At 69.7% G+C, this 13,209-nt stretch carries 10 protein-coding genes and 1 tRNA gene; 5 read left to right on the plus strand and 6 right to left on the minus strand.

Annotation, left to right across the window (positions count from 1 at the left end; translation table 11 throughout):
• Positions 1-222: 222 nt before the first annotated feature.
• On the plus strand, positions 223-1,680 hold the full coding sequence (locus ACZ5V4_RS06830) for a PP2C family protein-serine/threonine phosphatase (protein ID WP_464317428.1): 1,458 nt from the start codon (positions 223-225) through the stop codon (positions 1,678-1,680).
• Positions 1,681-1,760: 80 nt separating this feature from the next.
• Entirely contained in the window at positions 1,761-2,834 is a 1,074-nt protein-coding gene (locus tag ACZ5V4_RS06835) for an acyltransferase family protein (RefSeq protein WP_464317429.1), read from the plus strand.
• Positions 2,835-3,076: 242 nt separating this feature from the next.
• On the opposite strand, the gene ACZ5V4_RS06840 is transcribed toward ACZ5V4_RS06835, so the two are convergent.
• The 3 genes from ACZ5V4_RS06840 to ACZ5V4_RS06850 all read right to left on the minus strand — a co-directional run bounded on the left by ACZ5V4_RS06840 (position 3,077) and on the right by ACZ5V4_RS06850 (position 5,161).
• Entirely contained in the window at positions 3,077-4,438 is a 1,362-nt protein-coding gene (locus ACZ5V4_RS06840; RefSeq protein WP_464317430.1) for an L-serine ammonia-lyase, read from the minus strand.
• A gap of 245 nt (positions 4,439-4,683) precedes the next feature.
• Positions 4,684-4,929, minus strand: coding sequence for a hypothetical protein (locus ACZ5V4_RS06845; RefSeq protein WP_464317431.1), 246 nt, complete (start codon positions 4,927-4,929; stop codon positions 4,684-4,686).
• A 156-nt stretch (positions 4,930-5,085) separates the two neighbouring features.
• A tRNA-His gene (locus ACZ5V4_RS06850) sits at positions 5,086-5,161 on the minus strand.
• Between the two features lie 122 nt (positions 5,162-5,283).
• On the opposite strand from ACZ5V4_RS06850, the gene murA reads away from it, so the two are divergent.
• Together murA and ACZ5V4_RS06860 are read left to right on the plus strand one after the other, a co-directional pair.
• Positions 5,284-6,537: a UDP-N-acetylglucosamine 1-carboxyvinyltransferase gene (gene murA, locus ACZ5V4_RS06855; RefSeq protein ID WP_464317432.1), complete on the plus strand. Its 1,254-nt coding sequence runs from the start codon at positions 5,284-5,286 to the stop codon at positions 6,535-6,537.
• 40 nt (positions 6,538-6,577) lie between these two features.
• On the plus strand, positions 6,578-8,995 hold the full coding sequence (locus ACZ5V4_RS06860) for a DNA internalization-related competence protein ComEC/Rec2 (protein ID WP_464317433.1): 2,418 nt from the start codon (positions 6,578-6,580) through the stop codon (positions 8,993-8,995).
• A gap of 3 nt (positions 8,996-8,998) precedes the next feature.
• Here ACZ5V4_RS06860 and ACZ5V4_RS06865 read toward each other — a convergent pair whose 3' ends face one another.
• A complete protein-coding gene (locus tag ACZ5V4_RS06865; protein WP_464317434.1) occupies positions 8,999-10,456 on the minus strand; it encodes a cation diffusion facilitator family transporter in 1,458 nt (485 codons plus the stop codon).
• Between the two features lie 117 nt (positions 10,457-10,573).
• Here ACZ5V4_RS06865 and ACZ5V4_RS06870 point away from each other — a divergent pair, with 117 nt between their 5' ends.
• The gene (locus ACZ5V4_RS06870) at positions 10,574-11,464 is read left to right on the plus strand and encodes an AraC family transcriptional regulator (protein WP_464317435.1); all 891 of its coding nucleotides are present in this window, start codon (positions 10,574-10,576) and stop codon (positions 11,462-11,464) included.
• Positions 11,465-11,551: 87 nt separating this feature from the next.
• On the opposite strand, the gene trpS is transcribed toward ACZ5V4_RS06870, so the two are convergent.
• A complete protein-coding gene (gene trpS, locus ACZ5V4_RS06875; protein WP_464317436.1) occupies positions 11,552-12,547 on the minus strand; it encodes a tryptophan--tRNA ligase in 996 nt (331 codons plus the stop codon).
• 9 nt (positions 12,548-12,556) lie between these two features.
• On the minus strand, positions 12,557-13,201 hold the full coding sequence (locus ACZ5V4_RS06880; RefSeq protein ID WP_464317437.1) for a site-2 protease family protein: 645 nt from the start codon (positions 13,199-13,201) through the stop codon (positions 12,557-12,559).
• Positions 13,202-13,209: the final 8 nt, after the last annotated feature.

Raw genomic sequence — 13,209 nt, forward strand, 5'->3', positions numbered from 1 at the left:
GAAGTAGCCCACATCATGGGGGAAGGCAATCGCCACGGGCTTTTGCGCGTTCAGGCAGGTGAGAGGGGGGACGAAGCCCTCTCCGCCACGCCCGCTATTCCCCCCCGGCCCGGTCTGCGATAGAAGGGGTGCATGAACGGCAAAGCCTACCTCCGCCTCTGGCTGGGGACCCTGCTGGCCTCGGCGCTGCTGGCCCTTTACGGCGGGCGCGTCTGACCCTTCATGGAAGCCCTGCCCCCCGTGACGCTGGGGGCGATCATCGCGGGCGCGTTCGCGGTTTTCCTCGCGGCCAGGCCCCTCTTGGAAAGATCCCTGGTCGAGTCGCGCGACATCTTCGACCAGCCCAGGGTGCAGTTCCTGCTCGACTTCGCCCTTGGCCTGGGCGCGGGCGCGCTGGCCGCCGCGTTCAATACGCTGGTCATGGACATCCCGCCGTCCAGCGGGGTGAAGCTCGTCATCGGCATGGCCTCGGCCGCGTTCTTCCTGTCCATGGACGCGGCCATCACGCGCCAGCGCGCCATCATCGACCGGGCCTGCACCAAGAGCTGGCGGCACCCGCCCGAGTCCGTGCGCCCGCTCACGCGCAAGTTCGCCTCCGTGGCCCTGGGCTCGGCGGTGATCGTCTCCTCGCTGCTTTTGGTGATCCTGATAAACGGCGTGGACTGGCTGGCCGGGCACGCCTACGACCGCGCGGCCCTGGCCGAGGCCAAGCGCTCCGTGACCCTTGAGGTCATCTACGTCACGGGGGTGCTGATAGCCGCCGTGGGCATCCTCATCCTGCGCTACTCCGAGAATCTGCGCAGGCTCCTGTCCGAGCAGACCGTGGTGCTGGAGGCGGTCAGCCGGGGCGAACTGCAGCGCTTCATCCCCGTGGCCACGGCCGACGAGTTCGGGGTGATCGCGGCGCGCACCAACTCCATGATCGTGGGGCTCAGGCACCGCACGGAGCTCCTCCAGGCCCTGGCCCAGGCCCAGGCCGTCCAGAAAAGCCTCCTTCCCGGGCTCGTGCCCGAACGCACGGGCCTGGACATCGCGGGCACTGCCGTCTACTCGGGCCAGACCGGGGGGGACTACTACGACTTCCTGGAGTTGGCCGGGGACACCCTGGCCGTGGTGGTGGCGGACGTTTCCGGGCACGGAGTGGATTCGGCGCTGCTCATGGCCTCGGCGCGGGGCTTCCTGCGCCAAGCGGCGCTCTGCCTCTCTGACACCTCGCGCATCGTGACCACGCTCAACCGCCACCTCTCGCGCGACGTGGCGGGCAGCGGGCACTTCATCACGCTCTTCATGCTGGTCATCGACCCCCGCCAGCGCCGCCTGGAGTGGGTGCGCGCGGGCCACGACCCGGTCATCCTCTACGATCCCGAGACCGATTCCTTCTCCGAGCTCAAGGGCCGGGGCCTGCCCCTGGCCGTGGACCCGGAGAGCGCCTACCTGACCAGCCGCCTCCCCTCGTGGCCTTCGGGCCAGGTGGCCGTGCTGGCCACGGACGGGCTCTGGGAAGGCTTCGCGCCCGACGGCTCCATGTACGGCAAGGACCGCCTGCGCCAGGTGATCCGCGCCAACGCCGCCAAGCCCGCCCAGCAGATCCTCGAGGCCATCACCGCCGACTGGCGCGAACACCTGGGCGAAGGCGTCCAGGAGGACGACCTGACCCTCGTGGTCATCCGCTTCGAATAGCCCGCCTCCCCGCCGTCCTTCCCCTGTTGCGGCCACGGCCCGCTTCAGGCTACGTGACCCCTCGACAACACGGAGGAATCATGAAGAAGGACATCCCCCAGCTGCATTTCATCCGCGCCATCGCCATGATCGGCATCTTCCTGCACCACCTCTTCCAGGGCATCGGCCCCCTGCGCGACGGCTACGCCAACACCCTGATCGGCCAGGCCTTCATGGACATGGCCCTGGGCGTGGTGGTCTTCAACGTGATGACCAGCTTCCTCTTGGCCATGCCCTTCGTGGGGCAAAACCCCGCGCCCATCCCGCACCTCAAGGATTTTCTGCCCAAACGCCTCGCAAGGCTCTGCCCGCACTACTACGTCGCCGTGCTGCTGGTGATCCTGGGCAACGCCGTGGTCTACCGCGTCACGGACGCCTCGGCCTGGCTGACCCCGGCGCTCGCGCACCTCTTCTTCCTGGACCCGCTGCGCTACCAGTCGTTCATGTCCAACACGGCGGCCTACTGGTGGCTGGGGCTTTTGTTCCAGTTCACCCTGGCCTGGCCGCTCATCCTCAAATACTACCGCAAGTACGGCCCCGCCAGGCTGACCATCGGGGCCGCGATCATCGCCTGGACCCTCACCGAGGCGATCAAGATCTGGGGCCGGACCTCGCCCGACGGCTGGGGCGGCAGCCTCGCGTTCCTCTCCACCTTCAACCTGCCCTCGCGCCTGCCGGAGTTCCTCATCGGCATGTGGATGGCCGAACTGTGGAAGGAGCGCCCGGGGCGCGTCTGGATCGTGGACGCCAAGCTCGGCGGGCTCATCTTCGGGGCCTGCGCGCTGTGCCTGGCCGTCACGCTCCTGGGCCTGCCCACGCCGTGGTTCGCGAGCGTGGCCTGGACGCTGGCGGTCTTCGTCGCGCTCTTCGCGCTTCCGCTGAGCTCCACCCTGGGCGCAAACCCCAAGGTGCTCTGGCTCTCGGGCGCGTCCTACGCCATCTACCTGCTGCACCAGCCCGTCTTGAGCTGGCTGGACGTGGCCGTGGCCTCGTTCGGGCCGTGGTGGAAGTTCGCGGCGCTCGCCGTGCTGGGATGGTACTTCAGCGTGAAGGCGTCCGCCTGGCTGGACGCCACGGCGGCAGGGATCTCGAAGCTTCTTCCCGGCAAGAAATAATAGAAGAAGAACTGGAGAGGGCGCTGCCCTCTCCAGATCTCTCCCGGCAGGGGGAATGCCTCCCCCTGCACCCGGCGATAGCTTCGCGGGCATCACCACCCACTTGAAATAATCGAAGCCCCCTTGAGCCGCTTGCGGCGACGGCGGCCCCGAGGGCCAGCACGGCCCCATGAAGCCCGGGAGGCGGAAGTGTTACTTTGCCGGGTCGGCGGGGAACCCAGGGCGGAGGGATTGGGCGCGACTCAGACGCAGGCGGCCAGGCCTCCCTGGGCTGTCTCCTTGTATTTGGAGCACATGTCGCGCCCGGTCTGGGCCATGGCCGTGATGGCCTGGTCCAGGCCGACCATGTGGTGCCCGGGCACCTCGGCGGCGGCAATCTGGTAGGCGGCGTAGGCCTTCACCGCGCCCATGGCGTTTCTTTCGATGCAGGGGATCTGCACGTAGCCCTGCACCGGGTCGCAGGTCAGGCCCAGGTGGTGCTCCAGGGCCGTTTCGGCGGCGTTCTCCACCACGCGGCCCGGGTGCCCGTACACCTGGGCCAGGAAGGCGGCGGCCATGGCCGAGGCCACGCCCACCTCGCCCTGGCAGCCCACCTCGGCCCCGCTGACCGAGGCGTTGTGCTTGGCCAGCATGCCCACCAGGGCGGCGGCCAGCAGGCCCTCGCGCAGGGCCTTGCGGAACACCCCGGCGGTGGGGCGCAGGTTCTTGGTCACGTAGAGCACGGCTGGCACCACGCCGGAGCCGCCAGCCGTGGGCGCGGTGACGATGGTGTGGCCGCTGGCGTTCTCCTCGGCCGCGGCGAAGGCGCAGGCGCACAGGGCCAGGATGGGCCTGTCCTGCATCTGGGGGTCCTGGCGGTAGCGCTCGAAGAGGGCCTTGGCCTTGCGGTTGAGCCCGAGCGGGCCGGGCAGCGTTCCGGAGGTTTCCAGGCCGCGCTCCACGGCGTCTTCCATCACGCGCATCACGTGTTCGAGCTTCTCGCCTATGGCCGAGGCCGAAAGCCCGGTCAGGGAGGACTCGTTGGCGATCATCACCTCGGGCAGGCCAAGGCCCGTGCGTTCCATCACCTCCAGAAACTCGCGCATGGTGGAATAGGGGTAGGCGGGCTGGGGCCGTTGCGGCGGCTCCTGGCCCAGCCATTCGATGAAGCCGCCGCCCACGGAGTAGGCCTCGCGCTCGAAGAGCACCCGCCCGCCTTCGTCCTTCAGGTACATGCGGATGGTGTTGGGGTGGTGCTTGGGCAGCTCGAGCTGGTCGAATATGACCAGGTCCTCGCCGATGACCACCTTGTGCCCGGCCACGGTGGCGTAGCCGGTGCCGAAGCCGCTCAGGGCGTCGAGCACGTCCGGGGCGCAGGTCTCGGGGTGGTTGCCCAAAAGCCCGGCCAGCACGGCGCGCACCGTGCCGTGGCCCCTGCCGGTGGCGGCCAGCGACCCGTAGAGGCGCACCTCCACCCTGTCGGCCTGGGCCAGGGTGTCGGTCGAGAGCCTGGCGGCCTGCTCCACGAACTCGCGGCAGGCGAGCATGGGGCCGATGGTGTGTGAGCTGGACGGGCCGGGGCCGATCTTCAGGAGCTCGAAAACGGAGGTGGTGATGGGGCGCATGGAACAATCCATACTTCAGGCGCGGGAAAAAGGCCACACCGGCACGCGCGAAAGCCCGCGAAGGCGCATGGTTTCTGTGTTTCGCTGAAAGGAACGGAGGAAGGAGGAGAGTTTAATGGGCGGCGGGAAGGACGCTTTCCGCGTACTTTCGGCCCCGCCGCCCTGTGGCAGTGAACAAGGCGCGCAAGCAATACGCAAGAAGTCCAGCGAATGCAAAGGGAAAACGCCGGGAACGGCGTCCGGGGTCAGCTTTCCTTTTTCCCGGGCACTTCGCAGGCCACCACCTGGCAGGGGTCCTCGATGACGCCCGTCCGCAGGCAGTCATCCCTGAAGGCGCAGCCGTCCTGGCCGCAGGTGTCCCAGCAGTCGCAGCCGAAACAGGCCTCGAAGCCCTCGGCTCGTTGGATGGCGCGGATGGCCTCGGTCTTGTCCAGGCCTTCGACGTTCGCGCCCACGTGCCATGCCCGGGCGAGGATCTCCAGTCTGTCCACCGTCAGGTCCTCCTCGGCGGGGGCCGGTCGTCCCCCGCAAGCCCCCCCTTGGCGGCTTTCGCCGCAGGCCCCGGATGGCCATTTTCTCCACCGCGGAAGCGGTCCGTGTCAAACAAAAATGCCGGGAAGCGAACTTCCCGGCATCCGGATCGACGATGGGGTGGCTGATGGGACTTGAACCCACGGCTCCCAGGGCCACAACCTGGTGCTCTGCCAACTGAGCTACAGCCACCGTCGGACGGGAAGCAATACCCGAGCGGGCCTGGCTGGTCAAGTAGCTTTTTTGGTCTCTTGAGCCCGGGCGGTCTTCGGGCTAGAACCGGGTGGCCTTGCAACGAAACCCCGAGGAACCCCATGGACAAACTGATCATCGAAGGCGGACTGCCCCTGCGCGGACGCGTCCGGGTCTCCGGCTCCAAGAACGCGGCCCTGCCCATCCTCATGGCCTCGATCCTGCTGGACACCCCCGTCACCTACCGCAACGTCCCCAACCTTCGCGACATACACACCACGCTGAAGCTCCTGAACATCCTGGGCCTGGAAGCCAACTTCCAGGACGGCGCGGCCGTGGTCAACCCGGCCGAGGCCCTGAACCCCGAGGCCCCCTACGACCTGGTCAAGACCATGCGCGCCTCGGTGCTCTGCCTGGGGCCGCTTTTGGCGAGGCTGGGCGAGGGCCGCGTGGCCCTGCCCGGGGGCTGCGCCATCGGGGCCAGGCCCGTGAACCTGCACCTGACCGCGCTCGAGAAGATGGGCGCGCGCTTCGACCTGGATTCGGGCTACATCGCGGGCAAGACCAGCGGCCTGCACGGGGCCAAGATCGTCTTCGACCAGGTCACCGTGGGCGGCACCGAGAACCTGCTCATGGCCGCAGCCCTGGCCGAGGGCGAAACCATCCTCGAGAACGCCGCGCGCGAACCCGAGGTGGTGGACCTGGCCAACTTCCTCATCGCCTGCGGGGCGAAGATCACGGGCCACGGCACGCCGGTGATCAGGATCGAGGGCGTGAGTTCGCTTTCCGGCTGCGAATACCCGATCATGTCCGACCGCATCGAGGCCGGGACCTACCTGGTGGCCGCGGCCATGACCGGCGGGGAGCTCACCCTGGAGAACTGCCCCTGCGACGCCCTGGACGCCGTGTTCGCCAAGCTCCGGGAGATGGGCGCGGTGATCGACGAGACCCCGGACGGCGTGGTGGCCCGGCGCGGCGGGGAACTCGCCTGCGTGGACGTGACCACCCTGCCCTACCCCGGCTTCCCCACGGACATGCAGGCCCAGGTCATGGCGCTCATGTGCGTGTCCTCCGGGGCCGGGACCATCCGCGAGACCATCTTCGAGAACCGCTTCATGCACGTGCAGGAACTCATGCGCCTGGGGGCCAGGGTCAAGGTCAGCGGCCAGAGCGCCTTCGTGCGCGGCGTGCCGCGCCTGACCGGCGCGCCCGTGATGGCCTCGGACCTGCGCGCCAGCGCCTCGCTGGTGCTGGCCGGCCTGGCCGCGCACGGCACCACCGAGGTGCAGCGCATCTACCACCTGGATCGCGGCTACGAGGCCATGGAGGTGAAGCTCCAGGCCCTGGGCGCGCGCATCAAGCGGGCCAGGGAGTAGCCGCCCTGGCCCCGGGCCTTGCCGCCCGCGCCCGGGCCGCATGACCGGCGCGAACGCGCGCGCCCCCGGGGGCGGCCAGCGCGCCGCGCCGGGCATCCTGCCCTGGCAGGCGCTCTTTTTGGCCTGCGCCTGCGGGGCCTGGGCCGTGCACGACCCGCTCACCGGCGGGTTCGCCGCCCTCCTGACGCTCCTGTGCAACCGCCTGTCCGGCAGGACCGTCCCGCGCGCGGCGTTCTTCGTGCTGGCGGCCCTGGCCGGGTACGCCTACGCCCACGCCCGGCTGCCTTCCCTCCCTGATCGTCCCGATTTGCCCGGCCCCCGCGCGGCCGTGGAGCTCACGGCGCAGGTCGCCTCGGTGGAGGAAAAACCCGGCAACAGGCTGGAGGTGATCCTCGAGGGCGCGTCCTTCGCCCCTGCCGGGAAACCGCCCGAAAGCCTCGAGGGCCTCACGGTCTGGACCTGGCAGGACCCGGCCGTGAGGCCCACGCCGGGCTCGCGCGTCACGCTCGCGGCGAGGCCCCTGCCCACGGGCGGCTTCGACAACCCGGGCGGGACCGACTGGGCCTGGCGCTGGCGCGTGCGCGGGGTGTTCCACCGCGTGTACACGCGCGGCCCAAAGGCCGTGCGCGTGGCCGAGGAGGCCCCGGCCAGCGCCGTGCAACAGTGGCGCATGAGGCTTCGCGAGGCCATCCTCTCCGGCGCGGGCGGCGGGTCCGCCGCCGGGGTGGTGCTCGGGCTCGTCACGGGCGAGCGCTACGCCATCTCCACCGATGACCTGGACCGCGTGCGCCGGGCGTCGCTTTCGCACCTCCTGGCCGTCTCGGGCATGAACCTGGCGGCGGTGGCGGCCATGGGCTGGCTGGCCGCGTGGGCGGCCGGGCTCGCGTGGCCCGGGCTCTACCTTCGCCTGCCACGGCCCAAGCTGGCCGTGATCCTCTCGGCTCCCCTGGTGCTCGGCTACCTCTGGCTCGGGCGCTTCGAGCCGTCGCTCACGCGCGCGGCGCTCATGTTCGCGGCCTGGGGCGCGCTCCTCATGCTCGGGCGTTCCAACGTGCTCCTGGACGGGCTCTTCTACGCCCTGGCGGCCATGTTTCTCCTGAACCCCCTGTGCGTGTTCGACGTGGGCCTTCAGCTCTCGGCCTGCGCCGTGGCCGGGATGGTCCTGCTTCTGCCGCTGGCTTCCCCGCTCCTCAAGCGCATCCGCGCGCCCGGGGCCTGGAGGCTCGCGGCCGTGATCGTCCCGGGCTGGATCGCGGTGACACTGGCCGCGCAGCTCTCCGTGCTGCCGGTGCAGCTCTCGGTGTTCGGCGAGGCCAGCCCGCACCTCTACCTGAACCTGCTCTGGGTGCCCGTGGTGGAGTGGGCCGCGCAGCCGTTGGCCTACCTGGGCGCGCTCACCGTGACCTGGCTTCCGGACGCGGGAAAGACCCTTCTCGCCCTGTCCGGCAAGGTCTGCGCCATGATGCTCGCGAGCCTCGAAGCCATGGACGCGCGCGGCTGGCTCACGGTGCACCCGGTGCGCCGGCCCATGCAGCCCGAGGTGCTGGGGTTCTACCTGCTGCTGGGGTTCCTTCCCTGGTGCGCGGGGATGCGGGCCCGCGGGCGGCTGGCCTGGCTTTGCCTGTGCGCGGCGCTGATAACCGGGCCGTGGCTCTGGCGGGCCTGGGAGGACGGCCGCGACGCTGTGCGCCTGACCATGCTCGACGTGGGCCAGGGCCAGGCCGTGCTCGTGGAGGCCAAGGGCGGGCGGCGCTGGCTGGTGGACGGCGGGGGCAGCTCGTCCGACACCTTCGACCTGGGCCGGGCCGTGCTGGCCCCCACGCTCACGTGGGGGCGGGCTCCCGCGCTTTCGGGCGTGGTCATGTCGCACCCGGACCGCGACCACACGGGCGGGCTCGCCTACCTGCTCGAGACCTTCGACGTGGGATTGCTGGCCGGAAACGGCGAGCTGCCGAAATTCGGGGATTTCACGGCCGCGCTCGGCAAGAGCGGGCTGACCCCGCTGACTTGGCGGGCCGGCAAGCGCGTGGACCTTGGCGACGGGCTCTGGTTCGAGGTGTTCTCCCCGCCTGAGGGCTCGCCGCTTCGCGGCAACGACGCGTCGCTGGTGCTGCGCCTGGTCTGGCGCGGCCGGGGGCTGGCCGTGCTGCCCGGGGACGCGGGCCGCGACATGCTCGCGGCGCTCGGCCCGTCCGGGGCCGGGCTCGCGGCGGACGTCCTGGCCGTGCCCCACCACGGCAGCAGGACCGCGCTCGCGCCCGGGTTCTACGCCCAGGCGGGCGCGAAGTGGGCCTTCGTCAGCTGCGCCGTGGGCAACCGCTACGGCTTTCCCGCGCGCGAGGTGGTGGAAGGGCTCGAACGGGCCGGTGCACGGGTGGAGCAGACGGCCGAGCGCGGCGCGATCACGGCGCTGTGGACCTCGCCGGACGCGCCGCCTGAAGTGTCTTTCCGGCGCTGAGGCCTACGGCCCGCCCGGGGGATAGCCCCCGGGGGCTGCCTGGCCCTCCGGCTCCACGTGGATCACCACGCGCCCGACGTCCGGCACGTGCGCGCGCACCAGGCTCTCGAGCCTGGCGGTCATGGCGTGGGCCTCGGCTATGGGCGTGGCCGGGTCCATGCGGCAGTGGAAGCTCACGGAATAGGCCCCGTCCACGAGCAGCACGCTCACGCCGTGACAGTCGCTCACCCCGCCCTCGCGGGAGACGAGCGCGCGCACCTCGTCCCGGATGCGCCCGGAGTTGTCCTCCTGCGCGCCTCCCAGGCGCACGCCGTCCACGGGCTCGATGTGCGTGACCACGGCCACCGGCTCGGGCAAGGCCGCCTTCAGGGCATCCTCGAACTGCGTCACGCGCTCGTGCGCCGTGGCCAGGGTCAAGGCCTCGGGCACCTCCACGTGCATCTCAAGGTGCAGGCCGCCGGGCGAGCGGTGCGCGCGCAGCCCGTGCACGGGCAGGGCGTGGCGCGCGGCGATGCCCCGGACCAGCTCGAAGAGCCCGGCGTCCTCTTCGGCCGAGGGCAGAAGGCGCACCATCACGTCCGCGCCGGGCAGCGCGAGCTTCACCGCCTCCTCGGCCTCGGCCCCGATCCTGTGGGCCTCCTCGAAGCTGGCCACCCTGGGGATGTCCAGGCTCACGTCCACGAAGGCCGACGGCCCCGAGACCCTGGCGCGCACCTGCCCCACTCCGCGCACGCCGGGCACCTCCTCCACGGCGGCGCGGATCTCCTGGACCACGCTCGACGAGCCGCCGTCCAGGAGCACGTCCACGGCCTCTCGCCCGAGCCGCAGGCTGACCTTGAGCACGATCACGCACACGCCGAGCGCGGCCACGGCGTCTGCGCGCTCAAGCGCCAGGCGCGCCCCCGAACCTTCCGGCAGCATCCCGCCCAACCAGACGCACCCGAGCCCGCCGATGACCACCGCAGAGGACCAGATGTCCGTGGAGAAGTGCAGCGCGTCGGCCTCCAGGGCCTGGCTCCGGTGCTTTTCGGCCATGCGCCTGAGCATGCGCGAGCGCGAGATGTCGATGGCGATGGACACCGCCATGACCCCGAAGCTCCACCACGTGACGCGCACGGCCTCGGGGTTGAAGAGGAGCCTGTCCACGGACTCGCGGGCGATGAACAGGCAGGTGACCAGAAGCAGAAGCGTCTCCACCAGGGCGGAGAGGTTCTCGGCCTTGCCGTGGCCGTAGGGGTGGCGCTCGTCGGCCGGCTGCGAGGAATAGGTGACCGCGAAGAAGGTCACGGCCGCGGCCAGCAGGTCCAGGGCGGAATGGGCCGCCTCGGAGAGGATGCCCAGGGAGTTGGTGGAGAGCCCCACCGCGAGCTTGAGCCCGGTGAGGAACACCGCCGCGATCAGCGAGGACATGGCCGCCCCGCGCTTCTCCCGGGCGGCGTGGGCATGGGGATCGGTGGACATGGCCCGGCATAGCCCCGAAGCCGGGCGCGTGTGAAGCCGTGAAGATGATTTTCACATCCACCGGGCAAGGGCAAAAATCATCATGCGCGCCCCGGCGCGATCTGTTAGTGGGGCTTCATGAATGGGACCGAAAAGAGCTACCGCCGCCGCATGCTCACCGTGCTGGCCCACATCCAGGAGAACCTGGACGGCCCGCTGGGCCTGGAGGCCTTGGCTCGCATCGCCGGGTTCTCGCCGTACCATTTCCACCGGATATTCCTGGGCATGACCGGCGAGACCATCGGCGCGCACATCCGACGCCTGCGCCTGACCAGGGCCGCCTACCGCCTGGAGTTCACCTCCATGAGCGTGACCGAGGCCGGGCTGGAGGCGGGCTACGAGGCCCCCGAGGCCTTCAGCCGCGCCTTCAAGACCCACTATGGCGAGAACCCGAGCGCCTTCCGGGAACTCTCGCGCAGGCGGCGCAAGGCCGAAGTGGCCAGGCTCTTCCCCTTTCCCGAGGATTTCCTCAACCACCATCAAACAGGAGCCATAGCCGTGGACGTGACCATCACCAGAAAGAACCCCTTGCGCGTGGCCTGCGTCCGGGCCACGGGGCCGTACATTCAGTCTTCGGCCGAGGCCTGGAGGCGGCTCATGGAGTGGGGCATGGACAAGGGCGTGTTCGCGCCGGGAGCGAGCTTCATAGGCATCGGCCACGACGACCCGAGCACCACCGCGCCGGAGCTGATCCGCTACGACGCCTGCGTCACCGTGGGGCCGGGTTTCGAGGCCTCGGGCGAGGCCATCGTCGCCGAGATACCGGGCGGGGACTACGCCGTGGTGGTGCACAAGGGCCCCTACGAGGAGCTCATGAAGACCTACATGTGGCTCTACGGGGTCTGGCTGCCGCAGTCCGGCAGGGAGGCGTCGCTTCGGCCCGGGTACGAGGTCTACCTGAACGACTGCACCAAGGTCGCGCCCGAGGAACTGCTGACGGAGATCAACATCCCGCTTGAGGAGAAGTAGCCGCCAGAGGCCGCGCGCAAGCAAGACGGGGCGGGCAGCCATGGCTGCCCGCCCCGTTTTTGGCGCGCTGGTGCGAAAACGTGCTTCTCAGCTCAGGAAGTTGAGCTTCCCCTTCACCACCTCCAGCGTGGCGCGTGCGGCCTCGCGGGCCTTTTCCTCGCCGTCCTTCAGGATATCCCAGGCCAGGTCCGGGTCCTTGTCGAACTCGCGGCGGCGGGCCTGCATGGGCTCGAGGTAGGCCAGCAGGTTGGCGAACATCTTCTTCTTGCAGTCGCCGCAGCCCATGGTGGCCGCGCGGCAGGCGCAGGCGATCTCCGCCACCTCGGCCGCCGGAGTGAGGAGCTCGTGGTAGGGGAACAGGTTGCACTCGTCGGGCTCGCCCGGGTCCTTCAGGCGCATGCGCTTGGCGCAGGTGACCATGCCCGTGACCTTCTTGCGGATGGCCTCCGGGTCCTCGCCCAGGTAGATGGCGTTGCCGTAGCTCTTGGACATCTTGCGCCCGTCGAGCCCCGGCAGCTTGGGGGCCTGGGTCAGCTTGGCCTCGGGCTCCACGAAGATCTCGCCCCAGAGGTGGTTGGCGCGCCTGGCGATCTCGCGGGTCAGCTCCAGGTGGGGCAGCTGGTCGTGCCCCACGGGCACCCACTTGGGGTTGTAGATCAGGATGTCCGAGGCCATGAGCACGGGGTAGCCCAGAAAGCCGAAGGTGGAGAGGTCCTTGGCCGCGTCGAGCTGGTCGCGCACGTCCTTGTAGGTGGGGTTGCGCTCCAGCCAGCTCACCGGGGTGATCATGGAGAGCAGCAGGTTGAGCTCGGCGTGCTCCTTCACGGCGGACTGCCTGAACATCACGCAGCGGTTGGGGTCGAGCCCGGAGGCCACCCAGTCCTTCACGAGTTCGGGCATGAAGTCCCTGATCTTGCGCGGGTCGGCGTATTCGGTGGTCAGGGCGTGCCAGTCGGCCACGAAATAGAAGCAATCGTGGTTCTTCTGGAACTCGATCCAGTTCACCAGCACCCCGAAGTAGTGGCCAAGGTGCAGGGGTCCGGTGGGACGCATGCCCGAAACGATGCGGTTGTTGGCGGTCATGTCGGCTCGCTAGATCAGAAGGTTGTACAGGTACGACACCACGGGGCCCAGGAATCGCCCGAGCACGCCCGAGATCGCCAGCAGGATCACGAGGACGAACCCCCAGCGCTCCAGCTTGGAGAGCTGCCAGGCCATGCGCCTGGGCAGGACGCCCATGAGCAGGTGCCCGCCGTCCAGGGGCGGGATGGGCAGCAGGTTGAACACGCCCAGGGCGATGTTCACCTGCACGCTGGCGATGGTCATGTAGATGAGCGGCACCAGCACCATGGCCGCCAGGGGCGACCCGCCCGCGTACCTGGCTGCGAACTCGAGCCCGTTCAGGAGCAGCGCCGAGAGCACGGCGAGCACGAAGTTGGACGCCGGCCCGGCGGCTGAGACCAGGGCCATGCCCATGCGGGGGTTCTTGAAATAGCGGCCGTCCACGGGCACGGGCTTGGCCCAGCCGATCATTTGGGTGAGCACGAAGGCCAAAAGCCCCAACGGATCCAGGTGCTTGAGCGGGTTGAGCGTCAAACGGCCCATGAGCCTGGCGGTGGGGTCGCCCAGGAGGGCGGCCGCCGCGCCGTGGGAGACCTCGTGGAAGGTAACGGCCATGAGCATGGGCGGGGCGTAGATGGCCAGCTTCACCAGGAACTGGCTTACGTCTTCGAACATGGGCGAGA

The organism is Fundidesulfovibrio sp. YSD1 (genome assembly GCF_055397115.1).

Coding starts and splice junctions, on each gene's coding strand:
- ACZ5V4_RS06840 (WP_464317430.1), bottom strand. CDS start 4,438: ATGCGCCCCATCACCACCTCCGTTTTCGAGCTCCTGAAGATCGGCCCC.
- trpS (WP_464317436.1), bottom strand. CDS start 12,547: ATGACCGCCAACAACCGCATCGTTTCGGGCATGCGTCCCACCGGACCC.
- ACZ5V4_RS06865 (WP_464317434.1), bottom strand. CDS start 10,456: ATGTCCACCGATCCCCATGCCCACGCCGCCCGGGAGAAGCGCGGGGCG.
- ACZ5V4_RS06880 (WP_464317437.1), bottom strand. CDS start 13,201: ATGTTCGAAGACGTAAGCCAGTTCCTGGTGAAGCTGGCCATCTACGCC.
- ACZ5V4_RS06870 (WP_464317435.1), top strand. CDS start 10,574: ATGAATGGGACCGAAAAGAGCTACCGCCGCCGCATGCTCACCGTGCTG.
- murA (WP_464317432.1), top strand. CDS start 5,284: ATGGACAAACTGATCATCGAAGGCGGACTGCCCCTGCGCGGACGCGTC.
- ACZ5V4_RS06860 (WP_464317433.1), top strand. CDS start 6,578: ATGACCGGCGCGAACGCGCGCGCCCCCGGGGGCGGCCAGCGCGCCGCG.
- ACZ5V4_RS06830 (WP_464317428.1), top strand. CDS start 223: ATGGAAGCCCTGCCCCCCGTGACGCTGGGGGCGATCATCGCGGGCGCG.
- ACZ5V4_RS06835 (WP_464317429.1), top strand. CDS start 1,761: ATGAAGAAGGACATCCCCCAGCTGCATTTCATCCGCGCCATCGCCATG.